Genomic DNA, 25,477 nt, shown 5'->3' with positions numbered 1-25,477 from the left:
CCGCGCGCGTTGCTATGATGCGGAACAGTCATGCGTAAGACGCGCACCGCGTAGTCACAAACCGGCCCACCATCGAGAGCACAGGGGAGAACCAGCATGCCGATGCGCGTGTCTTGCCGCGCCGCGTTCGCCGCGTTCGCCGCATGCGTCGCGCTCGGCGTGCTTACGCTGGCCGGCTGCGCATCGACGCCGGCCGAGCCGCTGCCGTTCAAACCGGTGCCGGCCGAGCGCATCGTCAGACAGGGCTATACGCAGCCGGGCCCCGGCCTCGTCGCGGTGGACGTGCGGCGCGAGCGTTCGCGCGACGTGATCGTGCGGTTCCGCGATGCGCTCGTCTATATCGACGGCGAGCGCGTCACCGACCTGATGAACGGCGAGCACGTGGTGTTCTATCTGCCGCCCGGCACGCATCGGATCGGCGTATCGACCCAGTTCGATCCGGTCATCGAGCTGAACTTCATCGTGACGGCCGACCCGCGCTACACGAACCGCGCGTCGGTCACGTTCAACGACGATCACCGCATCGGCCTGCAGCGGGTCGCGCAGTAGCCGCAGCAGCATGTCGCCGGGCATTAACAATTCGAAACGCGCGCCTGACGCAGCGGGCCTTAACATGGCGGCAGATCCAAGCCTGCTGAAAGCGTGCTTGTCCGTTCACGCGAGACAGGTCGCCCGTCTTACGCAATGCTTACGCGAGAGGGCGGCCCGGTCTGTTTTCGTATCCAGGGTAATCCGAACATGCTGATCAATTGCGCCGCCTATCAGGACGGCCGTAAGCTCGCCGACATCGATATCGACGCCATCAGCGACTACGTCGCGCGGCCCGAGTGCTTCGTCTGGGTCGCATTGAAAGACCCGAGTCCCGAAGAACTCGCGGTCATGAAAGAGGAGTTCGATCTGCACGAACTCGCGATCGAAGATGCTCAACACGGCCATCAGCGCCCGAAGATCGAGGAGTACGGCGATTCGCTGTTCACCGTGATGCACACGGTCGAGATGGACGAGAACGGCGAGTTCGTGATCGGCGAAGTCGCCGTATTCGTCGGCAGCAACTATGTGCTGTCGGTGCGGCGCGGCACGCGCGCCGGTTTTCAGAGCGTGCGCACGCGCTGCGAGCACGAGCCGCATCTGTTGAAGGAAGGCTCGGCGTTCGTGCTGTATGCGCTGATCGACGACGTGGTCGACCGTTATTTCCCAATCGTCGAGGCGATGAGCACCGAGCTCGAAGCGCTCGAGGACCGCATCTTCGAGAAGAACGATTCGGCCGCCTCGCGCGCGATCGTGCAGGACCTGTACACGATGAAGCGCCGGCTCGTGACCCTGCAACACCACATCCAGCCGCTGCGCGAAGCGGTGGGCAAACTGACCGGCGGGCGCATTCCGAGCATCTGCGCGGGCATGCAGGCGTACTTCCGCGATGTCTACGACCACCTCGACCGGATCGTCAGAACCATCGAGGGACGCCGCGAAATCGTCGTCACGGCGGTGCAGGTGAACCTCGGCATGATCTCGCTCGCCGAGAGCGAGATCACCAAGCGGCTCGGCTCGTTCGCGGCGCTGTTCGCGGTGCCGACGATGATCGCCGGTATCTACGGGATGAACTTCGAGCGCATTCCCGAGCTGCATTTCAAGTTCGGCTATCCGGTCGTGCTGATCGTGATGCTGGCGATCGACTTCGTGCTGTACAGGCGTTTTCGCAAGGCCGGCTGGCTGTAGCCGGCGCGCCTTCCAATATCCTCGCGGTTTCGCTTGCAGCGCGCGCGATACCAGGCCAGCATAAGCGGCCGGTGTGTCGCGCCGCATGCGACGCATCGGCGTTCTCGACTGCACGGACTGAGCGAGGGGACCTTGCCACACGCTGCCCGGATCGATCGATCGATCGAGCGCATCGCGGCGCCGTACATGCTGCGCGCCGGTGCGTTGCAACACCGCGAATCGTTGACATTCCGAAAAGCTTGCGCTGAGAATAGGCCTCGCAAACGTTTGCGCATCACAAAAAATACGGCTCGCCCGCGAGCCTGACAACCTTGGAGATACGCATGAGCCATCGAACCCGTCGTCGCATTCTTGCCGCCGCAGTTCTCGCCACCGCCTCCGCCGTCCTGCCTTTTTCCGTCGCCCACGCACAGAACGCCCCGGCTCATAAACCCAAGGTCGCGCTCGTGATGAAGTCGCTCGCCAACGAGTTCTTCCTGACCATGGAGACCGGCGCGAAGGACTATCAGAAGCAGAACCCGGCCAAGTTCGACCTGATCACCAACGGCATCAAGGACGAAACCGACACCGCCAACCAGATCCGCATCGTCGAGCAGATGATCGTGTCGAAGGTCGATGCGATCGTGCTCGCGCCGGCTGATTCGAAAGCGCTCGTGCCGGTCGTCAAGAAGGCGGTCGACGCGGGCATCATCGTCGTCAACATCGACAACCGGCTCGATCAGGACGTGCTGAAGTCCAAAGACCTGAACGTGCCGTTCGTCGGCCCCGACAACCGCAAGGGCGCGCGGCTCGTCGGCGACTACCTCGCGAAGCGGCTGAAGGCCGGCGACGAAGTCGGCATCCTCGAAGGCGTGTCGACCACCACCAACGCGCAGCAGCGTACCGCCGGCTTCAAGGACGCGATGCAGGCGGTCGGCGCGAAGATCGTGTCGGTGCAGTCGGGCGAGTGGGAAATCGACAAGGGCAACGCGGTCGCGTCGGCGATGCTCAACGAATATCCGAACCTGAAGGCGCTGCTCGCCGGCAACGACAACATGGCTATCGGCGCGGTGTCGGCGGTGCGCGCGGCCGGCAAGCAGGGCAAGGTGCTGGTGGTCGGCTACGACAACATCAACGCGATCCATCCGATGCTGAAGGACGGCCGCGTGCTCGCCACCGCCGACCAGTTCGCGGCGAAGCAGGCCGTGTTCGGCATCGATACCGCGCTGAAGGCGTTGAGCGAACACAGGAAGCAGTCGGAGCTGTCGGGCGTCGTCGAAACGCCGGTCGTTCTGGTGACCAAAGACACGCTGAAGTAAGCGCGGCGCGCCCGGCGTCGAGCGCGAGCCGGGCGCGGCCGGACCGGCCCGCGGGAAACCGCCCGTGCCGCCGCGAAGCGCGCACCGCACGCTTGAGCGGCACTGCGGCAACCTGCCGATCCGCTTTTATTCAACGAACGCTCAAGAATTCCGCGGGGCCGCCGTTAATTCCAGAGATAAGCGTCATGACGGCGGCTCGCGCGATGAGAGAAGCGCGGCCGTGAGCGCCTGCGCATTCCGCGCAGTGGGCCGGCATGACTCGGGGCAACTAGGAGCGATGTGCCGTGCGGCAAGCGCGGCGGACCGCCAGGGTGTCACGAAGGCGCCAGAAGCGCCATGCAATCAGGAGCGCGATGGATTCGACCGACCACGACGCCTTGCCTGTCGTGCTGACCGTCAGCGGTATCGGCAAGACCTATGCCGAACCGGTGCTCGCCGACGTATCGCTGTCGCTGCGAGCAGGCGAGGTATTGGCGTTGACCGGCGAGAACGGCGCGGGCAAGAGCACGCTGTCGAAGATCGTCGGCGGGCTGGTCGAGCCGAGCGCAGGCACGATGCAGCTCGCCGGCGCGCCGTACGCGCCCGCGAGCCGCACCGAGGCCGAGGCGCTCGGCGTGCGCATGGTGATGCAGGAGTTGAATCTGCTGCCGACCTTGTCGGTCGCCGAGAACCTGTTCCTGAACCGGCTGCCGCGCGCGGGCGCGTTCAGCTTCGGCTGGATCGATCGCGGCAAGCTGCGCGAGAACGCGCGCGAGGCAATGGCGCAGGTCGGGCTCGACGCGATCGATCCCGACACGCTGGTCGGCGAACTCGGTATCGGTCATCAGCAGATGGTCGAGATCGCCCGCAACCTGATCGGCGACTGCCGCGTGCTGATCCTCGACGAGCCGACCGCGATGCTGACCGCGCGCGAGGTCGATCTGCTGTTCGAGCAGATCGGCCGGCTGAAGGCGCGCGGCGTCGCGCTCGTCTATATCTCGCACCGGCTCGAAGAGCTGGCGCGGGTCGCCGAACAGGTCGCGGTGCTGCGCGACGGCCGCCTCGTGCATGTCGACGCGATGGCGGACATCACGAGCGAGCAGATCGTCACGTGGATGGTCGGCCGCGAGCTCGGCGAACATATCGATCTCGGCGAGCGCAACATCGGCGCGCCGTTGTTGAAGGTGGAGCGGCTCGCGCGCGCAAAGGTGGTGCGCGACGTGTCGTTCGAAGTGCGCGCGGGCGAGATTTTCGGTATCAGCGGGCTGATCGGCGCGGGCCGCACCGAGCTGATGCGGCTCATCTACGGCGCTGACCGCAAGGACGGCGGCAGCGTGTCGCTCGCCGCGACGCCGGGCGCGCCGCCCACCCCGGTGCAGATAGACTCGCCGGCGGACGCGGTGCGCGCGGGCATCGCGCTGATCACCGAGGACCGCAAAGGCGAAGGCCTGCTGCTGCCGCAACCGATCGCGGCCAACCTGTCGCTCGGCAATCTCGGCAGCGTCGCGCGGCATGGCGTGGTCGACGCGAAGCGCGAGAACGCGCTGGCGAACAGGCAGATCGCCGCGATGCGGATTCGCAGCTCGGGGCCCGCGCAGATCGTCGGCGAGCTGTCGGGCGGCAACCAGCAGAAGGTCGTGATCGGCCGCTGGCTCGCGCGCGACTGCCGCGTGCTGTTGTTCGACGAACCGACGCGCGGCATCGACGTCGGCGCGAAGTTCGATATTTACGCCCTGATGGGCGCGCTCGCGCGTGAAGGCCGCGCGCTCGTGGTGGTGTCGAGCGATCTGCGTGAGCTGATGCTGATCTGCGACCGGATCGGCGTGATGTCGGCGGGCAGCATGACGGGCGTGTTCGAGCGCGCGAGCTGGAGCCAGGATGCGCTGCTCGCGGCCGCGTTCGCCGGTTACCGCGGCCGCGAGGCGCTGCTGCACACGCATGCCGTCAACGAAGCAGGGAGTCTGTGATGACCGATCAATCGTGGCGCGAGGCGACGGGTGTCAAACCGGGCGACCCGCAGGGCGGCAAGCAGGACGAAAAGCAGGCCGGCGCGCCGGACGCGCCCGTCGTGACGCCGCCGGCCGATCCGTCGGCGCCGCTCGCGAGCGGCAAGCCGGCCGGCACGCGGCTCGGCTTTTCGAACTACCTGGGCCTCGCCGGCGCGCTGCTCGCGATGATCGTGCTGTTCTCGCTGCTGAGTTCGCACTTTCTGACCTACGACACGTTCAGCACGATCGCGAACCAGATTCCGGATCTCGTCGTGATGTCGGTCGGCATGACCTTCGTGCTGATCATCGCGGGGATCGATCTGTCGGTCGGCTCGGTGCTCGCGCTCGGGGCGTCGGTGGTCAGCGTGGTGACGCTGAAGTGGGGCTGGGGGCCGGCCGCGGGGGCGCTGCTCGGTGTCGCGGTCGCGGCGCTGACCGGCACCGTGACCGGCGCGGTGACCGTGGGCTGGCGGATTCCGTCGTTCATCGTGTCGCTCGGGGTGCTCGAGGCCGCGCGCGGCATGGCGTATCAGATGACCAATTCGCGCACCGCGTATATCGGCGACGCGTTCGACTTTCTGTCGAACCCGATCGCGCTCGGCATCTCGCCGGCCTTTCTGGTCGCGGTCGCGGTGATGGTGATCGCGCAGCTGGTGCTCACGCGCACGGTGTTCGGGCGCTATCTGGTCGGGATCGGCACCAACGAGGAAGCGGTGCGGCTCGCGGGCGTCAATCCGCGGCCGTACAAGGTGATCGTGTTCGCGCTGATGGGCGCGCTGTCGGGACTCGCGGCGCTGTTCCAGATCTCGCGGCTCGAGGCGGCCGATCCGAATGCGGGCGTCGGCCTCGAACTGCAGGTGATCGCGGCGGTCGTGATCGGCGGCACGAGTCTGATGGGCGGGCGTGGTTCGGTGATCAGCACGTTCTTTGGCGTGCTGATCATTTCGGTGCTGGCGGCGGGCCTCGCGCAGATCGGCGCGAACGAGCCGACCAAGCGCATGATCACCGGCGCGGTGATCGTGGTGGCGGTGGTGCTCGATACCTACCGCAGCCACCGCAAGCGCGGCTGAGGGGTGCGCCGCGGCGCAACGATCAACGAGTGTGGTGTGTCTTCGATGAAGACGTCCGCGGGTCGCCAGGCGGCGCATCCGGCGGGAACAACAGGCAGTAGGAGAGCAACAGGTTATGGCGACGATCAAGGATGTAGCGGCCGTGGCGGGCGTGTCGTTCACGACGGTATCGCACGTCGTGAACAACTCGCGTCCGGTGTCGGCCGATGTGCGCGCGAAAGTCGAGCACGCGATCCGTCAACTGCACTATGTGCCGTCGGCGGTGGCACGCTCGCTGAAGGCGCGCGCGACCGCGACGATCGGACTGGTGGTGCCGAACAGCACCAACCCGTATTTCGCGGAGCTCGCGCGCGGCATCGAGGACGGCTGCGCGCGCAACGGCTACTGCGTGTTCTTCTGCAATTCCGACGATGACCCCGCGAAGCAGCGCAACTATCTGCGCGTGTTGCAGGAAAAGCGCATCGATGGGCTGATCGTCGCGTCGGCCGGCGACGACGCCGTGCTCGCGCAGACGCTCGCCGACTCGCGTGAGCCGCTCGTCGTGGTGGACCGCAACATCGAGGGGCTCACCGCGGACCTCGTGCAGATCGATCACGAGAAGGGCGCGTATCTGGCCACCCGTCATCTGCTCGAGCTCGGACATGTGCGGATCGGCTGCATCACCGGGCCGGTGGAAACCGCGGTCAGCGCGATGCGCGTGCACGGCTTCATTCGCGCGATGGCCGAGCGCGGCATCGAGATTCCGGCCGATGCGATCGTCGAAAGCGATTTTTCGGGGACGGGCGGTCACCGCGCGGCCGCGCAGCTGTTCGACACGGTCAGGCCGTCGGCGATTTTCGCGGTCAACGACATGATGGGCATCGGCGCGTTGCGCGCGGCGGCGGAGCGCAATATCAGCGTGCCGCGCGATTGCTCGATCATCGGTTTCGACGATATCGAACTGGGCCGCTTCACGTTCCCGTCGCTGTCGACGGTCGGGCAGTCGGTGCGCGCGCTTGGCGACACGGCCGCGCAGACGCTGATCGACCGGATCGCCGAGGCGGCGTCGAACAGCGCGGCGCGCACCCCGGCGCGCCGGCGCGTGGTGTCGCCGCGTCTGATCGTGCGCGAGTCCACCGCGACATGGGCGGGCGACGCACGGCGGAATCTGGCGGCCTGACGCGCTCGCGATAGCGACGCGTCGCGTAATGGAGGGCACACGAGTGGCAAGCAACCCAACGCGTTCACGCGTCACGGTGGTCGGTAGTTTGAACATGGACCTCGTGGTGCGCTCGCCGCGCCTGCCGCAGCCGGGCGAGACGCTGGCCGGCCGCGGCTTCGCGCAGGTCGCGGGCGGCAAGGGCGGCAATCAGGCGGTCGCCGCCGCGCGGCTCGGCGCGCAGGTGTCGATGCTCGGCTGCGTCGGCGCCGATGCGAACGGCGCGCAGCTGCGCGCGGGGCTCGAAGCGGAGCGCATCGACTGCGCGGCGCTGGAAACCGGCAGCGAACCGAGCGGCGTGGCGCTGATCGTCGTCGACGATGCGAGCCAGAACACGATCGTGATCGTCGCGGGCAGCAACGGAGAGGTGACGCCGGCCACCATCGCGCGACACGAAGCGACGCTCGCCGCCGCCGATGTCGTGATCTGCCAGCTCGAAACCCCGCCCGAATCGGTGTATGCGGCGCTGGCCGCGGCGCGGCGCCTCGGCAAGATCGTGATCCTGAATCCGGCGCCCGCGACCGGCCCGTTGCCGGCCGCCTGGCTGCCGCTGATCGACTACCTGATTCCAAACGAACTCGAAGCCGCCGCGCTGAGCGGTGTCGTCGTCGACTCGCCGGTGGACGCCGCGCGAGCCGCCGCCGCATTGCGCGCGGCCGGCGCGCGCAACGTGCTGGTCACGCTCGGTGCGCGCGGCGTGCACGCGGCGCTCGAGGGCGCTGCCGCGACGCTGTACGACGCGCCCCGCGTCGAGGCGGTCGATACGACCGCCGCCGGCGACACCTTCATCGGCGGCTTCGCGGCGCAGCTCGCTCAGGGTGCGAGCGTCGAAGCGGCGATCCGCTTCGGGCAACGCGCCGCTGCGTTGTCGGTGACGCGCGCGGGCGCACAGCCGTCGATCCCGACGCGCGCCGAAGTCGACGCATTGGGCTGATGCCATCGCGGCGTCAGCGACCTCGCGAGCCGCCTGACGGCGCTGTGCTGCGATCGCTTCGGGCGACTCCGAACGGCTCGTATTCCACCCATTTCCCCGCCGCTCAAACGTCAAAAGCCGTGCTCTGACGAAAACCGTCGCGTTTCTTCCACGCGACGCGAACGCACACGTTCCCAGTCAATTCGCTTTCAACGTCTTACATCGTCTTTGTTCATACCTTTTAAATGCTTCAAGTCTATGAACGCGCTGCCGTAAACGGGAATTAGAGCGCTGATTCGAAAAAAGCGCCGGACCCAAAACTCACGCCGCCCCCACGCTGCGCAAGCAGCAGCCTCTCATCGAGTACAGCACACAGGACCAAGCATGTTGAATAAAGGCATCACGATCAAGGCGCGAATTGGACTCACGATGGCATTCCTTGCCGCGTTGCTGGTTGCGATCGGCGTTTTCGGTCTGTTCGGCATGGGCCGTTCGAACGACGCCTATGAGGACACCTTCACCAACGCGATGCCGGGCGCCGTGGACATCGGCAACGCGGAAATCTTCGCGGCCCGCGAACGACTCGCGCTCGACCGCGCCGCGTTCCTCGTCGGCACGCCGGAAGCGGCATCGACGATCGAGCGCGCGCGCATGCTCGGCACTACGTCCGACATGTGGTGGAAAAAATATCTCGATCTGCCGCGCGACGCGGACGAAGACCGGCTCGCGCAGGACGTCGCCGCGAAGCGCAACGCGCTGCATCAGCAACTCGAAAGCTTCGCGACGGCAATCGAGGCGAACGATCAGAGCAAGCTGGTCGAGCACGCGAAGAATCTGCAGGCCGTCTTCAACGACCTCGTCGGCGCCGACGACGCACTGCGCAAATACCAGTTCGATTCGGCGAAGCAGGGCTTCGACTCCGCGCAGAACAGTTTCCATCTGTTCCGGATGGTCAGCATCGGCGCGCTGGTGCTCGGCGTGCTGGCGGCGGCGCTGTCGTATCTGACGCTGAGCCGTGCGATCGCGCGTCCGCTCGACGAAGCGCTCGGCCACTTCGAGGCGATCGCAGCCGGCGATCTGCGTCGTCCGGTGGTCGTGACTTCGCGCGACGAAATGGGGCAACTGCTCGAAGGAATCGCCAGAATGCAGCGCAGCCTCACCGAAACGGTGCGCAGCGTGCGCGGCGGCAGCGAGTCGATCGCGACCGCGACGCGGCAGATCGCGGCGGGCAACGTCGACCTGTCGTCGCGGACCGAGGAGCAGGCGTCCGCGCTGCAGGAAACCGCGTCGAGCATGGAGCAGCTGACCGGCACCGTGCGCCAGAACGCCGATAACGCCCGACAGGCGAGCGCGCTTGCCGCCAACGCGTCGGAGATCGCCAATAAGGGCAGCGCGGTGGTCGGCCAGGTGGTCGGCACGATGGGCGACATCAACCAGAGTTCGGCGAAGATTGCCGACATTATCTCGATCATCGAGGGCATTGCCTTCCAGACCAACATCCTCGCGCTGAACGCAGCCGTCGAGGCGGCGCGCGCCGGCGAGGAAGGGCGCGGCTTCGCGGTCGTCGCGGGCGAGGTGCGCAGTCTCGCGCAGCGTTCGTCGGCGGCCGCCAAGGAGATCAAGGAGCTGATCGATACGTCGGTCGAGCGCGTGCAGTCGGGCTCGGCGCTGGTCGACGAGGCGGGCCGCACGATGAGCGAAATCATCAGCGCGGTGCAGCGCGTGACCGACATCATGGGCGAGATCGCGTCGGCGTCGGAAGAGCAGAGCGGCGGCATCGACCAGGTCGCGCGCGCGGTCACGCAGATGGACGAGGTCACGCAGCAGAACGCGGCCCTCGTCGAGGAAGCGGCCGCCGCGGCGTCGTCGCTCGAAGAGCAGGCAGCCCGGTTGCTGAACGTGGTCGCGGTGTTCCAGGTCGACGACAGCGGCCGTGGCGGTCACGACGGGGCGTCCGCGCTTGCGGCGCCGAAGCGCCCGGTGAGCCCGGTCGCCGCGCGCGCACGCAAGCACACGCCGGCCGCGGCGCAGGCGGCGATGCCGGCAAAGGCGCCCACGGTGGCCGCTGTCGCGCCGCAGGTTGCCGCCGCACCCGCGCCCACCCGCGCGCCGGCCAGGTCCGCGGCGACGGCTGGCGGTGATCAGGATTGGGAAACCTTCTGAGCGGGTTGGGGTTCACATGTACATGGACGGCGGCGCTGTCGCGCGTTAGGTGACTGGACACGCGCCGTTCGTTGCAACATCCGTTCCCGTCCGCTCGCTGGCTGTCCGGCATCCGCGCCGCACGAACGACGATAGCTTCGCGAAAAGCCGCGCCTCGCTCCCCAGGCGCGGCTTTTTTTCGGCTCGCGCAAGAAATAACGTTTGCGCGCCGCGCGGCTCTCACCGGCGCGTGTCGCGATCCGGTACATTGACGGGCACGGCCCCGATCCGCTGCGCGGCGCGCGGCTGCCCGCACCTTCCACAGGTGGTTCCCACTTATTGCTACGTCCTGCGAACCCTGCCATGCGCCAGCCACAAAGAACCGACATGACGCGTTACGATCTTGCGCAACACCTCGTCGAGGCACGCCGGCAGCACCTGCCGATCGACGCCCCCGCACCCGACAGCCTGCCGCCCGATGCGGCGACCGCTTACGCGATCCAGCAGGCGGTGATCGCGGGGCTAGGCGAGTCGACCGGTGCGTGGAAGATCGGCGCGAAGTCCCCGGGCGGCGCCACGTCGGGCGCGCCGATTCCGGCCTCGCTGGTGGTGCCGTCGCCCGCGCGGCTCGCGCATGACGGGTTCTTTCGCGTGCTGGTCGAACTGGAGGTCGCGTTTCGCTTCGACGTGACGATCGAGCCGCGCGCCCAGGCGTATGCGCGCGACGAGGTGCTGGCGAGGCTCGGCGCTGTGCTGCCGGCCATCGAGATCGTCGACAGCCGCTTCGCCGAGTGGCCGAACGTCGCGCCGCTCGCGCAGCTAGCCGACGCGCAGAACAACGGCGCGCTGATCACCGGCCATCCGGCCGTCTATGCGAGCCTCGCGCGCGGCTTCGACTTCGTGTCACCGGAACTGGAGCTGAGCTTCAACGGCCGCTCGCTGATTCCGGAAGTGACCGGCAATCCGGCCGGCGATCCGCGCGAACTGCTCGTCTGGTTCGTCAACCATTGCGCGGCGATGGGGATCACGATCGAGCGCGACTGGACCCTGACCACCGGCTCATACGTCGGCGCGCACAAGATCGACGAGCCCGGCATCGTGCGTGGACATATCGATGGATTGGGTGAAGTGGAAATTGAACTGACCTGATCGATGCGGCGGCGCTTGTAACCGCAAATTACAACGCTTCATTCATTCCAAACGGCTGCCTTCGTGCAGCCGTTTTTATTTTGGCGATTTTGAAATGGTGGCAGGCTTTGAATCGTTAGCCTGTTCGAATCCATTTGTTGCAACTTTGCCGCTTCTTTCCGTATACACCTATGAGAGCGACGCGAGCGGCTGCCGTCATCCAGTCATACGGATCAGGGGTCCAACAGCGAGGGGCCATGAGGTGAATGGGGCGGAACCACGCTCGCCACGCGCGGACGAATCGCCTGACGCGTTGGGCGCCACGCGTCGGAAACGTCACCACGTGCGTGCTTTTTGTGACGAAGTGTGCGTGCGCAGACAGCCGCATTTTTGTGAAGGGCCGACGGTGCAGGTACGGGATGTGCAATAGCAACGCGATGTCATGGCGCGATGCAGCGGTAACGCGAAGTCGTGCAGGAGCACTGAATAGCGATGCGGTACTGAAGAAAGTAGCGGTACAGCGGAGCAGCGGATGATTTGATTCGTTGCGGCGTGAGTGAAAAATTGTAGGTGGTCGATTCTTTGTTTCCAAGTGAGGATTGTAGCTTCGCGGTTACGGAGCGATTTTCGCAACGTAGTCCGTGAAAAAAAATTTAAAAGGGTTTAGGATGAATTCGAGCGATGTCGTTTCCGAATAGCGCGCCGCGCACGACATCGCCCCAGACTTCGGCGAGGAGGTAGCATGGATATCTACAGCAGTTTCGCGACCCGCTTCGAGAAAACCCGGGAGGATGAACTCTCGCTCGAGGAGTATCTCGCGCTCTGCAAAGACAATCCCGCCGCGTACGCCACTGCAGGCGAACGCATGTTGACGGCAATCGGAGAACCGGAACAGATCGACACTCGTAACGATCCGCGTTTATCGCGTATCTTCGCGAACAAGGTCATCAAGGTATACCCCGCATTCCGTGAGTTCTACGGAATGGAAGAGGTGATCGAGCAGGTGGTCGCCTACTTCCGGCATTCGGCCCAGGGGCTCGAAGAAAAGAAGCAGATACTGTATCTGTTAGGACCGGTCGGCGGCGGCAAGTCGTCGATCGCGGAACGGCTCAAGCAACTGATGGAACGTGTACCCTTCTATGCGATCAAGGGCTCGCCCGTCAATGAATCGCCGCTCGGCCTGTTCGACTACGAGGAAGACGGTCCGATCCTCGAAGAGCAATACGGCATTCCTCGCCGCTACCTGCGAGGCATCCTGAGTCCGTGGGCGGTCAAGCGCCTGCACGAGTACAACGGCGACATCCGCAAGTTCCGCGTGGTGCGCCGCTATCCGTCGATCCTTCGTCAGATCGCTATCTCCAAGACCGAACCGGGCGACGAGAACAATCAGGACATTTCGTCGCTGGTCGGCAAGGTCGACATCCGCAAGCTCGAACAATACGCGCAGGACGACGCCGACGCGTACAGCTACTCGGGCGGCCTGTGCCTCGCCAATCAGGGCCTGCTTGAGTTCGTCGAAATGTTCAAGGCGCCGATCAAGGTGTTGCACCCGCTGCTCACCGCGACCCAGGAGGGCAACTTCAAGGGTACGGAAGGCTTCGGCGCGATCCCGTTCGACGGCATCATCCTCGCTCACTCGAACGAGTCGGAGTGGAAGGCGTTCCGCAACAACCGGAACAACGAAGCGCTGCTCGACCGGATCTTCGTCGTCAAGGTGCCGTACTGCCTGCGCTATAGCGAAGAGGTCAAGATCTACGAGAAGCTGCTGCGCAACTCGTCGCTGGCCAACGCGGTCTGCGCGCCGGGCACGCTGAAGATGATGGCGCAGATGTCCGTGCTCACGCGTTTGCAGGAGCCGGAAAATTCGAGCCTGTTCTCGAAGATGCAGGTCTACGACGGCGAGAATCTGAAGGATACGGACCCGAAGGCGAAGTCGTACCAGGAGTACCGCGACTTCGCGGGCGTCGACGAGGGCATGACCGGGGTGTCGACCCGCTTCGCGTTCAAGATTCTGTCGCGCGTGTTCAACTTCGACTCGACGGAGGTCGCGGCCAATCCGGTGCATCTGATGTACGTGCTCGAACAGCAGATCGAACGCGAGCAGTTCCCGCCGGAAACCGAGCAGAAGTATCTGTCCTTCATCAAGGACGTGCTGGCGTCGCGCTATGCGGAGTTCATCGGCAAGGAGATTCAGACCGCGTATCTGGAGTCGTACTCCGAGTATGGTCAAAACATCTTCGACCGCTACGTCACGTATGCGGACTTCTGGATTCAGGATCAGGAGTTCCGCGACCACGACACCGGCGAGAGCTTCGACCGTGCCGCGTTGAACGCGGAGCTGGAGAAGATCGAGAAGCCGGCGGGCATCAGCAACCCGAAGGACTTCCGCAACGAGATCGTGAACTTCGTGCTGCGCGCGCGGGCTGCGAATGCGGGCAAGAACCCCGCATGGATCAGCTACGAGAAGCTGCGCGTCGTGATCGAAAAGAAGATGTTCTCGAATACGGAGGAATTGTTGCCGGTGATCTCCTTCAACGCGAAGGGCTCGGCCGAAGAGCAGCGCAAGCACGAAGACTTCGTCAATCGCATGGTGGCGAAGGGCTATACGCCGAAACAGGTGCGCTTGCTGTGCGACTGGTATCTGCGCGTGCGCAAGTCATCGTGATGCGCGCATGATACTCATGATGTGCCGCCCGTACGGTTCGACCGTACGGGCAACCGGCGAGGCGCAAGCCGCATAGCATGCACTGCGCGGCGGGCGTCTCGCGCACCGGAAATATTAGTGCGGCCGCAGCGGAAACGCGGTTGCACGGACGGGAGACCGGGCGTGCTTCATCAAATCATCGACCGCAGGTTGGCAGGCAAGAACAAGAGTATTGCGAATCGCGAGCGTTTTTTGCGCCGCGTCAAAAATTATATCCGTCGCGCCGTTTCGGAAGCGGTGCGCGACCGCAGCATCAAAGACATCCAGAACACCCAGAGCATCACCATTCCGCGCAAGGACATCGCGGAGCCGTCGTTCCGTCACGGACCGGGCGGCCGGCGCGAGATGGTGCATCCCGGCAACTCGGACTACATCCGCGGCGACAAGATCCAGCGCCCGCAAGGCGGCGGTGGCGGTGGCGGAGGCAGTCAGGCCAGCAACGAGGGCGAGGGTCAGGACGACTTCGTGTTCGAGCTGAGCCGCGAAGAGTTCATGCAGTATTTCTTCGACGACCTCGAACTGCCGCGTCTCGTCAAAACCCATCTGATGGCCGTGCCGACGTGGAAAAGCATCCGCGCGGGCTGGGCCGCGGAGGGCACGCCGAACAACATCGACGTGGTGCGCTCGCTGCGCAGCGCGCTCGGCCGGCGCATCGCGCTCGGCGCGCCGCTCGTCAACCAGTTGCACGAAATGGAGCGGCAACTCGAAGAACTGAAGGCCGACCCCGCCGATCGCCGCGAAGAGATCAAGCTGCTCGAAGACGACATCCACCATCTGAAAGGACGCATCTGGCGGATTCCGTTCATCGATCCGTTCGATCTGCGCTACGTGAATCGCGTGAAACAGCCCACGCCGTCGAGCCAGGCGGTGATGTTCTGCCTGATGGACGTGTCCGGCTCGATGGACGAGCAGCGCAAGGATCTCGCGAAGCGCTTTTTCATCCTGCTGTATCTGTTCCTGAAGCGTAACTACGAGCGCATCGAAGTGGTGTTCATTCGCCACCACACGCGCGCGGAGGAGGTCGACGAAGACACGTTCTTCCATTCGACCGAAAGCGGCGGCACGGTGGTGTCGAGCGCGCTCGAACTGATGCGCAAGGTGATGGAGGAACGCTACTCGCCAACTGAATGGAACATTTACGGGGCGCAGGCTTCGGACGGCGACAATTGGACCGACGATTCGCCGAAGTGCCGCAAGATTCTGTCGGATGACATCCTGGAGAAGGTGCGGTATTTTGCGTATATTCAGGTGACGCCCGAAGAGCAGAATCTGTGGCTCGAATACGCGCAACTGGCGCTATCGCAACCGCATATGGCGATGAAGAAAGTCGAAACCGCGGCCGATATCTATCCGGTATTTCGCGAGCTGTTCGAGAAGCAGGCGGCGACTTCGTGATGGAACGCTGATTGCGCACCAGGCATCTGGATCACGACGCGTGCGGCGATGAATCGTACGACTTGAGGCAAGCCGTCGTATGACTGCGCCGCAGCGCAACAAAGGCGTGCCGCAGCAACTGTCGGGGCATGCCGAGGCACGAGCGGCTAGCACGGCAGCCGCTTGCGCCGGAGCAGTCCGCAATGCTGCAGCACGGGACACACCGGAACGCCCACCGAGGGGCAAAGGGAAGTCCGTATGAACGTAGCCGATAGACGGCCTCTGCCGTGCCCGTCCGACTGGACCTTCGAATTGATCGAAGAGTACGACTCGCATATTGCCCGTGTTGCGGAGCAATACGAGCTCGACGTGTATCCGATCCAGCTCGAACTCATCAGCGCTGAACAAATGATGGACGCCTACGCGTCCGTCGGCATGCCGGTGAACTACCGTCACTGGTCGTTCGGCAAACATTTTCTCTCTACCGAAAAAAGCTATCGTCGCGGCCAGATGGGGCTCGCGTACGAAATCGTCATCAATTCGAATCCCTGCATCGCGTATCTGATGGAAGAGAACACGATGACGATGCAGGCGCTCGTCATTGCCCATGCGGCGTATGGCCACAACTCGTTCTTCAAGGGCAACTATCTGTTCCGCTTGTGGACGGATGCGCACGCGATCATCGACTACCTCGTCTACGCGAAGAACTACATCGCGGAATGCGAGGAGCGCTATGGGCTCGATCGCGTCGAGGAATTGCTCGATTCGTGCCACGCGCTGATGAATTACGGCGTGGACCGCTACAAGCGGCCGCAGAAGCTGTCGCTCGAGAAAGAGTTCGCCGCGCGGCGCGAGCGCGAGGCGTATCTGCAGTCGCAGGTCAACGAGTTGTGGCGCACGCTGCCCACGCGCCATACGCCGCTGCCCGAAGAGGTCGAAGAGCGCTATCCGCCCGAGCCGCAGGAAAACCTGCTGTATTTCGCGGAGAAAAACGCGCCGCTGCTCGAACCGTGGGAGCGCGAGGTGATTCGCATCGTGCGCAAGATCGGTCAGTATTTCTATCCGCAGCGGCAGACCCAGGTGATGAACGAAGGCTGGGCGACGTTCTGGCACTACACGCTGCTCAACACGATGTACAACCAGGGCAAGCTGGAAGACGGCTTCATGATGGAGTTTCTCCATTCGCACAGCAACGTCGTCTATCAGCCGCCGGTCACGAAGCCGTATTACAGCGGCATCAATCCGTATGCGCTCGGTTTTTCGATGATGAGCGACATCCGCCGCATCTGCGAAGCGCCGACCGACGAAGACCGCAAGTGGTTTCCGGATCTGGCCGGCAGTCCGTGGCTGCCCGCGATGCACTACGCGATGCGCAACTTCAAGGACGAAAGCTTCGTCGCGCAGTACCTGTCGCCGCATCTGATCCGCGAGATGCGCCTGTTCTCGGTGCTCGACGACGACATGCGCGACGCGCTCGAAGTGTCGGCGATTCACGACGACAGCGGCTACCAGTACGTGCGCCAGGCGCTGTCGCGGCAGTACGACATGCATCACCGCGAGCCGAACATTCAGGTATGGGCCGTCAATACGCGCGGCGATCGCAGCCTGACGTTGCGGCATTTCATGAGCGACAACCGGCACCTGTCGTCGGATAGCGACGAGGTGCTCAAGCACATGGCGCGCTTGTGGCAATTCGACGTGTACCTCGAAAGCGTCGACGAAAACGGTACCGTCAGAAAGCGCTACGAGTGCCGGTACGTGCCGCCGTCCGTGAGAATCTGACGTCTCCATCGGGGCGCGGCAACGCATCGTAACGTTGCCCGGGCGGTCCGCGCCGATTCCCCGAAGCCCCCGCAGCCTCGCGGCTGGCGGGGGCTTCGTTTTGGTTGCAAGTTCTAACTTCGCCGCGGGCCCGTACCCAGGGCTTTCCTGCAGTTCCGCAGACAAAACCCCATCTGAACTTTTCACTTATGTAAAATTCGCCGCGCGCGCGTGTGCGGTTGTCCGCGACGCGCATGAAGGCGACGTCACGAGCGTCATCCTCGTTTAGAGAAAAAAGGACCGACATCAGCATGAACGATTTAACCGACCAACCCGTCGTCGCACAAGCCGACGACACCCGGCGCCGCATCTTTGCGATCGTCGGCGCTTCATCGGGCAATCTTGTCGAATGGTTCGACTTCTACGTGTATTCGTTCACGGCGCTGTATTTCGCGCCGTCGTTCTTTCCTAGCGGCAACACCACCACGCAGTTGCTCAACACGGCCGGTGTGTTCGCCGCCGGCTTCCTGATGCGCCCGATCGGCGGCTGGTTCTTCGGCCGGCTCGCCGACAAGCGCGGCCGCCGCACTGCGATGATGGTGTCGGTATTCATGATGTGCGGCGGCTCGCTCGTGATCGCGATGCTGCCCACCTACGCGCAGATCGGCGCGCTCGCGCCGGCGCTGCTGCTGATCGCGCGGCTGTTCCAGGGCCTGTCGGTGGGCGGCGAATATGGCACCAGCGCGACCTATATGAGCGAAGTGGCGTTGAAAGGCCGGCGCGGCTTTTTCGCGTCGTTCCAGTATGTAACGCTGATCGGCGGTCAACTGTTCGCGCTGCTCGTACTGGTGGTCCTGCAGCAGTTGCTGACGACCGACGAACTGAAGGCATGGGGCTGGCGCGTGCCGTTTGCAATCGGTGCGATCTCTGCGCTGGTCTCGCTCTATCTGCGTAAATCGCTCGACGAAACCACCACCGCCGCGACGCGTCAGCGCAAGGAAGCGGGCACGCTGCGCGGCTTGTGGGAGCACAAGGCCGCGTTCATGACGGTGCTCGGCTTCACGGCCGGCGGCTCGCTGATCTTCTATACGTTCACGACGTATATGCAGAAATACCTGGTCAACACGGCCGGCATGCACGCCAAAACCGCGAGCTCGGTGATGACCGCCGCGCTGTTCGTCTACATGCTGATGCAGCCGGCGTTCGGCGCGCTGTCCGACAGGATCGGCCGACGCAATTCGATGCTGTGCTTCGGTTTGTTCGCGACGCTCGGCACGGTGCCGCTGCTGCATGCGCTGAAGGACGTGACGAGTCCGGTCGCGGCGTTCGCGCTCGTCGTCGTCGCGCTCGCGATCGTCAGCTTCTACACGTCGATCAGCGGCCTGATCAAGGCGGAAATGTTCCCGCCGCAAGTGCGTGCGCTCGGCGTGGGGCTGTCGTATGCGGTGGCGAATGCGATCTTCGGCGGGTCGGCCGAATATGTCGCGTTGTGGCTGAAGTCGGCCGGCGTCGAGACGATGTTCTTCTGGTACGTGACGGCGCTGTGCGCACTCGCGGGTATCGTTTCGCTGCGCATGCGCGATCCGTCGACGGAAGGGTATCTGCGGCACGAGCCGTGAGCCGCTAACCCGGCACGGCGAAACGTCGTGCCGCGATGAAGCATTCAGGCGGCGGTCCGGGGCAACCGGACCGCCGTTTTTCATGGCATCGGCGCTTCGCTCAACTGACGACGATCCGTGTCCCCCACGCATGCAGCAGGTCGCGCAAGCTCTCGGCCTGTTCCATCCTCGCGCCGCTGCGCAGATGAATCTGCACCGCGCGCCCCGCGATGCCGTCGATCGGTTGAGCAAACCATAACTCGACCGCGAGGCCGAGTCCTTCGGGTTGATCCTCGACGACCGGCTCGATCACGCGCGGCCTGAAACACGCATTGTCTGACATGGCGAAGCACCTCTGCGATGACGGGTCGTGCCCATCGTAATCAGCGGTGCGCTCGCGACCAAGTAACGAATACGCGTTTGCTAAGCAGGGAATGCTTAGCAGAAAATCGGCTTGCGCACGGACTTGTCGCAGTTCATACCGGCTTCGACCGGTCGCCGACGAACTCGTCGACCAGCTTGTCGACGAACTCCTCGACCCGCGCGGCCTCATTCGCCGCGACCGTCGCGATCGACGGCGCGCGCGCGGCAGCATCGGCCGAGGCGCTCGCCGTCGGCAGACGTCCGCGCCAGGCCGCGCACGCCAGCATCAGCAGATGGAAGTAAAGCCGCGCGCTAAAGCCGTAGTTGTAGGCGAACAGATGCGCGCGCGCGATCCGCCAGCCCGCGCGCGCGTCGCCGTTTCTCGCGTGTATCGACACCACGATCGGTACCAGTCGCCGCAGCGCCTGCCGCCGCGACGCTTCGAGCCGCGCCGGCAGACGCAGCGACTTCACGAACCCATACGCGCTCAACGGGGCGGCCGTGCTCGTGCCCCGCGTGCTGTGCGAGATCGACGTCGCGGTCTTCCGATACACCGACACATAGTCGTGCAGATAAAACACCTCACGCGCGGCAAGGCATAGCTCGGTGCCGAACACGTAGTCGCAGCAGACGCCATACCGCGCGTCGTAGCCGATCCGCTTGACGAGCCGCGCGTCGGCCATCCAGCCATTGTTCGGAAACATCTGGATCAGGCCGGTGCGGCCCGCGAGCGGCTGCAGACCCTCGTTGGCCCGGGTGCGCCGGAACGCCGCGTTCAGGCGCTCGCTCGCGGCGAGATCGATCGCCCCGTCGTGATCCGCTTCGTACTGCGCGCCGAATGCCGCATCGAGCACCGGATAGCGTTGCCAGAGCGACACGAGTTTTTCGACGGCGTCGCTCGTCAGCAAATCGTCGTCGTGGATCAACAGGATCTTGTCGCCGCGAGCCCGCTCGAACAGGGTCGACACATTGCGCGCCTGGCCAAGCGGCGATTCGTGCTTCTGGTAGCGCACGCGCGGCTCGTCACGGTAACGCTGCAAGATCAGTTGCCCTGAGCGCGCGTCCGTCGAATCGTCGCCAATCACGATTTCCACATGCGGATAGCTTTGCGCGAGGCACGAGTCGACGCACTCGACGAGCAGTTCCGGACGATTGCAGGTCGGCACGCAGATGGACACCTGCGCGATGGCCGCGCGGGCGTGGGGAGAACTTGACGCGTTGGACATGGATGACGCCTTTTAACGATCGGAAGCGGCATAAACCGGCGCAAAGCGGAGCGGCCGGTTCGGAGGGCGCACACTTCGCTGCTAGCAGCAAAATAGTCCAAGGCGCCGAAAAAATATTCGGTAAAAACAAGGAAGAAATGTTTGCTTACAGAAAGGCGCTCGAAGGGAAAAGCGATGCGGCCTGAATGCATGAAGCAGTTCAGGCCGCTCCGGTACGGGTTTTTTCAACCGACCGACGGTTCGCCGTCACCGCGTTGTTTGCCGGGACGGTCCGCCGGGGACTGCTTGTGGCCCTCGCTCTGGCGCTCGGGCATCTTGCTCTTTGCGTTGTCGCTATGCACGGCGTGGTGCGGATGCGCTAAATCCTCGGTCTGGGTGCCGGCCTCGGGTTTTGATTCGTCTTTGTCCGCGCTTTTTGCTTCGCCTTGGGATTTTTCCGTCGTCTTGCTCATCGCTGCTCTCCTGGAGGGAAGACAAGGCTCCGACAGCAAGACGCGGACCGCGGCGGACGGCAAACAGAAGTTCTGCGCTAGGCGGCCGGGTGGCGCGGCCTGGCGCCGGTCAGCGACAGGATGAAGTCGAGGAACGCGCGCACCTTGGCCGGCGGATGGTGCCGCGACGGATACAGCGCATACAGCGGATAGACCTCGTCGCCCCAATCCGGAAAGACCTCGATCAGCTTGCCGCTCGCGAGCAGCGACTCCGCGCCGAGCGCGAGAATCTGCGCGATGCCCTGGCCTGCGACGCATACGCTATGCAGCGTGCCGACGTCGTTGACGGTCAGCCGGCCCTGCGGCGTCAGCGAGAACTTCTTGCGGCCTCGATGGAATTCCCAGGTGAACGGATAACCGGTGAGCGGATCGCGAAACCTGATGCAAATATGCCGGCCGTCTTCGAGCTCGGCCGGATTCTCCGGCTTGCCATGCTTCTTCAGATACGACGGCGCCGCCACGGTCAGGATGCGCGTATCGAGCAGCTTGCGAGCGACGAGCGTCGACACCGGCGGGTCGCCGAAGCGGATCGCGACATCGAAGCCGTCCGCGATCATGTCGCCCAACTGGTCGCGCGTGATCAGTTCGAGCTGCAGGTCCGGATGTTCGTCGATGAAGCTGCCAAGGCGCGGCCCGAGCACGAGCCGTGAAAAGAACGGGTCCATGTTGACGCGCAGACGCCCGCGCACCGCGGTCTTGCCCTGCGCGGCGGAGGCCGCCGCCTCCTCGAGTCCGCCGAGCAGCGGCACGATCTGCTCGTAGAAACGCCGGCCTTCGTCGGTCAGCGTAACCGAGCGCGTGGTGCGGTCGAACAGGCGAATGCCGAGGCGCGCTTCGAGCCGGGCAACCGAACGGCTTACGCCCGATTGCGACATGTCGAGCGCTTCGCCCGCGGCCGCGAAACTGCCGCAATCGACGATCGCCGTCAGCACGCCCATGCCGTTCAGCACGCGCTCATCGAATGGCATCGGGGGTACCTGCCGGGTAGCCATGGATGCCAGACATGCTAACGCGGAGAGCTTTCGAATTCATGCGCTGACACGCGTTGAAACGCGTCGCGTGTCAACGCCCCGCGCTCTGCGCAGCCTGGCCGCGAATCACGCGGGTGCCCGACGGATCGTCGAGGTGGCGGAAGATCCACGCGGACACGAGCGTGATCACGCCGACGCACACGAACGCGAGCCGGAAGCCGAGTGCCGCCGAGCCCCATTGATCGGCGAACAGATTGACGAGCCCGCCGCCGATCGACACGCCGAGCCCGATCGCGAGCATCTGCACCATCGAGAAAAGGCTGTTGCCCATGCCCGCGTCTTCGTGCGACAGGTCCTTCAGCGTGACGCTGTTCATCGCCGCGTACTGCATCGAGTTGGCCGCGCCGAAAACGGCGAGGATCGCGACTTCGATCACGAGCGGTGTGCCGCGCGAAATCAGCGAGAACGCGACGATCGCCGAGCCGACGATGATCGTGTTGACCAGCAGGAACGTGTCGTAGCCGTAGCGGCGCACGAGCGGCGCGATCCAGCGTTTCGCGAGTGTGCCGGCGAGCGCCGCGGGCAGCATCATCAGACCGGAGTGCAGCGGCGAGTAGCCGAGCTGCAATTGCAGCAGGAGCGGCACGAGGAACGGCACCGCGCTCGAACCGATCCGGCATACCAGGTTGCCGATCAGGCCGACGCTGAAGTTCGGCTCGCCGAACAGCGACAGCTTGAACAGCGGATTGCGGCGGTTTCTCGCGTACGGAACGTAGGCGAGCGCGCTGGCGACCGCCAGCGTGAACAGACCCGCCGACCACGCCGCGCGATGCGACGGGACCGGCGCGTCGATCGCGAGCGAAAACGCGATCATGCACAGCGATAGCAGCGCGCAGCCGATCACATCGAACGGCGGCGCCTGCGTCGCGTCGTGCGGCGGCAGAAAGCGGTGCACCGCGTACAGGCCGAGCGCGCCGATTGGCACGTTGATCAGAAAGATCCAGTGCCACGTGATCGCCTGCACGAACCAGCCGCCGAGCGTCGGCCCGGCGATCGGCCCGAGCTGCCCCGCGATCGAAATGAACGCGAGCGCCGCCACGTAGTGCTCGCCCGACACGCTGCGCAGCACCGCGAGACGTCCGATCGGCAGCAGCATCGAGCCGCCGATGCCTTGCAGCACCCTCGCCATCACGAGCTCGCCGAGCGTGTGCGCGCTCGCGCAGCAGATCGAGCCGAGCACGAACACGAGAATCGCGGCGAAATAGACGCGGCGGGTGCCGAAGCGGTCGGCAAGCCAGCCGGAGGCGGGCGTGAGCATCGCCATCGTCAGCGTGTAGGCGACGACGACCGGTTGCATCGCGAGCGGCGCGACTTGCAGGCTGTTCGCGATCGACGGCAGCGCGGTGTTGACGATCGTCGTGTCGAGCGACTGCATGAAGAAGCCGGCGGCGACGATCCACAGTAGGGCGGTTTGAGACGAATCCTTGGTCATGTTTTCGACAGCGGGCGTGGCGGAAAAGCGCCACCGGAGCGGGGGCCATGCGGAATTCCGTCATCTTATTGACATCCCCGTCAATCGGGAACCCCACTAAGCTCGCTGACTGTTATCGACAATGCCGATAAGCAGCGCGACAATTCACGCATGCTCAATCCGATCTGGCTGAAGACCTTCTCGACCGTCGCGGCCTGCCATAGCTTCACCGAGGCGGGGCGGCGGCTCGACCTGACGCAGTCGAGCGTCAGCGAACATATCCGCCGCCTCGAACAGAGCGTGGGCCGGCGCCTGTTCGTGCGCGACACCCATTCGCTCGCGATGACGCCCGACGGCGAAGCGATGCTCGCGCATGCGAGCGTGATCCTGCAGGCCTTATCGCGCGCGGAGTCGCAGTTTCGCGCGCCGCGTCTGAAGGGGCGCGTGCGGCTCGGCTCGTCGGATGACATCGCGCTCGGCCCGCTGCCCACCGTGCTCGCGGCGTTTCGCAACGCGCACCCCGACGTCGAGCTGGAAATCACGATCGGCATGACCGGCAGGCTCTACGAACTGCTCGACGCCGGCGCGAGCTGGCAGATCGTCTGCACGAGCAGCAGTCATTCCGGCTGTATCGCGGCTGCGCGCGGCGGACTTGGCATCACCGTGCGGCCGCAGTATCTGGCCGCGCGCGGGCTGGCGCCGCCGTTGAATGCGGCCGGCTTGCCGACGTTGCCGTCGGTGGAATTCATCGCGCTGGCGGCGAAGCGCTTGAGCCGCCCGGCGGGCACGCTGCTGCAGTTGCTGCATGACAGCGATCTGCGCGGGTCGTGGATTGGCGAGTGAGGCGGGCAGTACCGTGCCTCATGCCGCTGCTTATGCCGCCATTCATTCACCGTTCAGGCCGGCATCTTCCGGAACGAAATCGCGAAGCGGTTCCACGCATTGATCGCCGAGACGAGCAGCGTCAGGTCGACCAGCTCTTCGTCGCTGAAGTGCGGGCGCACCGCCTGCCATACTGCGTCCGGCACGTGATCGTGCGACACCAGCGTGAGCGCTTCGGTCCACTCGAGCGCCGCGCGTTCGCGGTCGGTAAAGAACGGCGTTTCGCGCCACACGACGACGGTCGCGAGACGCCGCTCGGTTTCGCCGCCCTTGCGCGCGGCGCTCGTATGCATGTCGACGCAATAGGCGCAGCCGTTGATCTGCGAAGCGCGCAGCCGCACCAGTTCGGTCAGCGATTTTTCGAGCGCCGACTTGCCGATGCGCTCTTCGACGCCGAGCAGCGACTTGATCGCGGCGGGGTTGGCTTTGTAGAAGTCGAGACGTTGTTCCATGATGGGCTCCTGGGCGGGTGGGACGCTGCGATGGATCGGGCAGGTGTTAGCTTAGTCCGCCATCTGGATCATCAAAATGGCCGATTCCAGATATTTTCAGGTAGCCGCTTTCGGGCGTTGAGCGGCCCCGCATAGCATCCTTACCGCCGACGATGGCATCGTTGCCGCGTGCGGGCCGATTCGGTAAGGTGAGTCATCGACGCTTGCTTTGCGCCTTTCACCGTGATCCGGAGACCTGCCTGATGACCGTTGCCGCCGACCCGTCCTCTGCGCCCACCTCGCCGATCCGCACCGATGTCCTGATCGTCGGCGCCGGTCCCGTGGGTCTGTTCGCGGCATTCGAAGCCGGTGTGATCGGCCTGACCTGCCAGATCGTCGACATACTCGGAAGGGTCGGCGGGCAGTGCATCGAGCTGTATCCCGACAAGCCGATCTACGATATCCCGGCGATCCCGTCATGCACCTCGCGCGAACTGGTCGAGCGACTGGTCGCGCAATGCAAGCCGTTCGATGTGCCGATTCACCTCGAACAGCGCGTCGACACGGTCGAGCAACGCGACGACGGCCGCTGGACCGTGCGCACGCAGCGCGGCCTCGTGTTCGACGTCGCGGCGATCCTGCTCGCCGCCGGCCAGGCGCGAGATTTGCTAAACACAACAATTCCAACTACGTGTCCGCCATGACCCAGCTTGATGCTTCTACTCTCCGCGTCCACGGCGAGCCCGCTCGAGTGCAGGCCGAGGCCGCGCCGT

21 protein-coding genes and 1 pseudogene are annotated in these 25,477 nt (G+C 64.7%); 16 read left to right on the top strand and 6 right to left on the bottom strand.

The genetic code is table 11. The features are described from left to right. Positions 1-96: 96 nt before the first annotated feature. From AB3X89_RS34490 to AB3X89_RS34430, 13 genes are all read left to right on the top strand, one after another. Complete coding sequence (locus AB3X89_RS34490; RefSeq protein ID WP_368587250.1) at positions 97-549, top strand: hypothetical protein; 453 nt, start codon at positions 97-99, stop codon at positions 547-549. Positions 550-738: 189 nt separating this feature from the next. Then, positions 739-1,716 (top strand): magnesium/cobalt transporter CorA, encoded by a 978-nt coding sequence (corA, locus tag AB3X89_RS34485; protein ID WP_368587249.1) that lies wholly within the window; start codon positions 739-741, stop codon positions 1,714-1,716. Positions 1,717-2,039: 323 nt separating this feature from the next. Continuing rightward, a complete protein-coding gene (locus AB3X89_RS34480) occupies positions 2,040-3,014 on the top strand; it encodes a sugar ABC transporter substrate-binding protein (RefSeq protein ID WP_368587248.1) in 975 nt (324 codons plus the stop codon). Positions 3,015-3,367: 353 nt separating this feature from the next. Further along, positions 3,368-4,960 carry a sugar ABC transporter ATP-binding protein gene (locus tag AB3X89_RS34475; RefSeq protein ID WP_368587247.1) on the top strand — a complete coding sequence of 531 codons (1,593 nt, stop codon included), beginning with the start codon at positions 3,368-3,370 and terminating at the stop codon, positions 4,958-4,960. After that, positions 4,960-6,051: an ABC transporter permease gene (locus AB3X89_RS34470; RefSeq protein ID WP_368587246.1), complete on the top strand. Its 1,092-nt coding sequence runs from the start codon at positions 4,960-4,962 to the stop codon at positions 6,049-6,051. The genes AB3X89_RS34475 and AB3X89_RS34470 overlap by 1 nt, the downstream gene beginning before the upstream one ends. 115 nt (positions 6,052-6,166) lie before the next feature. Beyond that, positions 6,167-7,210, top strand: a complete 1,044-nt coding sequence (locus tag AB3X89_RS34465) for a LacI family DNA-binding transcriptional regulator (protein WP_368587245.1) — start codon at positions 6,167-6,169, stop codon at positions 7,208-7,210. Positions 7,211-7,253: 43 nt separating this feature from the next. Next, positions 7,254-8,183: a ribokinase gene (rbsK, locus tag AB3X89_RS34460; RefSeq protein WP_368587244.1), complete on the top strand. Its 930-nt coding sequence runs from the start codon at positions 7,254-7,256 to the stop codon at positions 8,181-8,183. Between the two features lie 363 nt (positions 8,184-8,546). Next, entirely contained in the window at positions 8,547-10,325 is a 1,779-nt protein-coding gene (locus tag AB3X89_RS34455; RefSeq protein ID WP_368587243.1) for a methyl-accepting chemotaxis protein, read from the top strand. Between the two features lie 366 nt (positions 10,326-10,691). Next, positions 10,692-11,453, top strand: a complete 762-nt coding sequence (locus AB3X89_RS34450) for a 2-keto-4-pentenoate hydratase (protein WP_368587242.1) — start codon at positions 10,692-10,694, stop codon at positions 11,451-11,453. Between the two features lie 721 nt (positions 11,454-12,174). Next, complete coding sequence (locus AB3X89_RS34445) at positions 12,175-14,097, top strand: PrkA family serine protein kinase (protein ID WP_176126234.1); 1,923 nt, start codon at positions 12,175-12,177, stop codon at positions 14,095-14,097. A gap of 162 nt (positions 14,098-14,259) precedes the next feature. Continuing rightward, on the top strand, positions 14,260-15,531 hold the full coding sequence (locus AB3X89_RS34440) for a YeaH/YhbH family protein (protein WP_176108374.1): 1,272 nt from the start codon (positions 14,260-14,262) through the stop codon (positions 15,529-15,531). 237 nt (positions 15,532-15,768) lie between these two features. Further along, positions 15,769-17,292 (top strand): SpoVR family protein, encoded by a 1,524-nt coding sequence (locus AB3X89_RS34435; RefSeq protein WP_018435604.1) that lies wholly within the window; start codon positions 15,769-15,771, stop codon positions 17,290-17,292. Between the two features lie 290 nt (positions 17,293-17,582). Further along, positions 17,583-18,890, top strand: a complete 1,308-nt coding sequence (locus tag AB3X89_RS34430) for an MFS family transporter (protein WP_368587241.1) — start codon at positions 17,583-17,585, stop codon at positions 18,888-18,890. 100 nt (positions 18,891-18,990) lie between these two features. On the opposite strand, the gene AB3X89_RS34425 is transcribed toward AB3X89_RS34430, so the two are convergent. Then, entirely contained in the window at positions 18,991-19,212 is a 222-nt protein-coding gene (locus AB3X89_RS34425) for a hypothetical protein (RefSeq protein WP_176108377.1), read from the bottom strand. Positions 19,213-19,345: 133 nt separating this feature from the next. Then, complete coding sequence (locus AB3X89_RS34420) at positions 19,346-20,458, bottom strand: glycosyltransferase family 2 protein (protein WP_368587240.1); 1,113 nt, start codon at positions 20,456-20,458, stop codon at positions 19,346-19,348. Positions 20,459-20,460: 2 nt separating this feature from the next. Here AB3X89_RS34420 and AB3X89_RS34415 point away from each other — a divergent pair, with 2 nt between their 5' ends. After that, on the top strand, positions 20,461-20,643 hold the full coding sequence (locus AB3X89_RS34415; protein ID WP_368587239.1) for a hypothetical protein: 183 nt from the start codon (positions 20,461-20,463) through the stop codon (positions 20,641-20,643). Positions 20,644-20,682: 39 nt separating this feature from the next. Here AB3X89_RS34415 and AB3X89_RS34410 read toward each other — a convergent pair whose 3' ends face one another. From AB3X89_RS34410 to AB3X89_RS34400, 3 genes are all read right to left on the bottom strand, one after another. Beyond that, the gene (locus AB3X89_RS34410; RefSeq protein ID WP_368587238.1) at positions 20,683-20,910 is read right to left on the bottom strand and encodes a hypothetical protein; all 228 of its coding nucleotides are present in this window, start codon (positions 20,908-20,910) and stop codon (positions 20,683-20,685) included. Positions 20,911-20,987: 77 nt separating this feature from the next. Next, a complete protein-coding gene (locus AB3X89_RS34405; protein WP_368587237.1) occupies positions 20,988-21,917 on the bottom strand; it encodes a LysR family transcriptional regulator in 930 nt (309 codons plus the stop codon). A gap of 94 nt (positions 21,918-22,011) precedes the next feature. Next, positions 22,012-23,412: a DHA2 family efflux MFS transporter permease subunit gene (locus AB3X89_RS34400; RefSeq protein ID WP_368587236.1), complete on the bottom strand. Its 1,401-nt coding sequence runs from the start codon at positions 23,410-23,412 to the stop codon at positions 22,012-22,014. Positions 23,413-23,562: 150 nt separating this feature from the next. Here AB3X89_RS34400 and AB3X89_RS34395 point away from each other — a divergent pair, with 150 nt between their 5' ends. Then, positions 23,563-24,234, top strand: a complete 672-nt coding sequence (locus AB3X89_RS34395; protein WP_368587235.1) for a LysR family transcriptional regulator — start codon at positions 23,563-23,565, stop codon at positions 24,232-24,234. Positions 24,235-24,287: 53 nt separating this feature from the next. On the opposite strand, the gene AB3X89_RS34390 is transcribed toward AB3X89_RS34395, so the two are convergent. Then, positions 24,288-24,725 (bottom strand): carboxymuconolactone decarboxylase family protein, encoded by a 438-nt coding sequence (locus tag AB3X89_RS34390; RefSeq protein ID WP_368587234.1) that lies wholly within the window; start codon positions 24,723-24,725, stop codon positions 24,288-24,290. Between the two features lie 242 nt (positions 24,726-24,967). Between AB3X89_RS34390 and AB3X89_RS34385 the strand changes: the two are divergent. After that, positions 24,968-25,357, top strand: a pseudogene (locus AB3X89_RS34385) (NAD(P)/FAD-dependent oxidoreductase); the annotation flags it as partial. Positions 25,358-25,477: the final 120 nt, after the last annotated feature.

The organism is Paraburkholderia sp. BR14320, from assembly GCF_040948665.1.
Taxonomy (GTDB): Bacteria; Pseudomonadota; Gammaproteobacteria; order Burkholderiales; family Burkholderiaceae; genus Paraburkholderia; species Paraburkholderia youngii.
The sequence above is the reverse complement of the archived record's forward strand: the minus strand, read 5'-3'. Positions and strand labels throughout refer to the sequence as shown.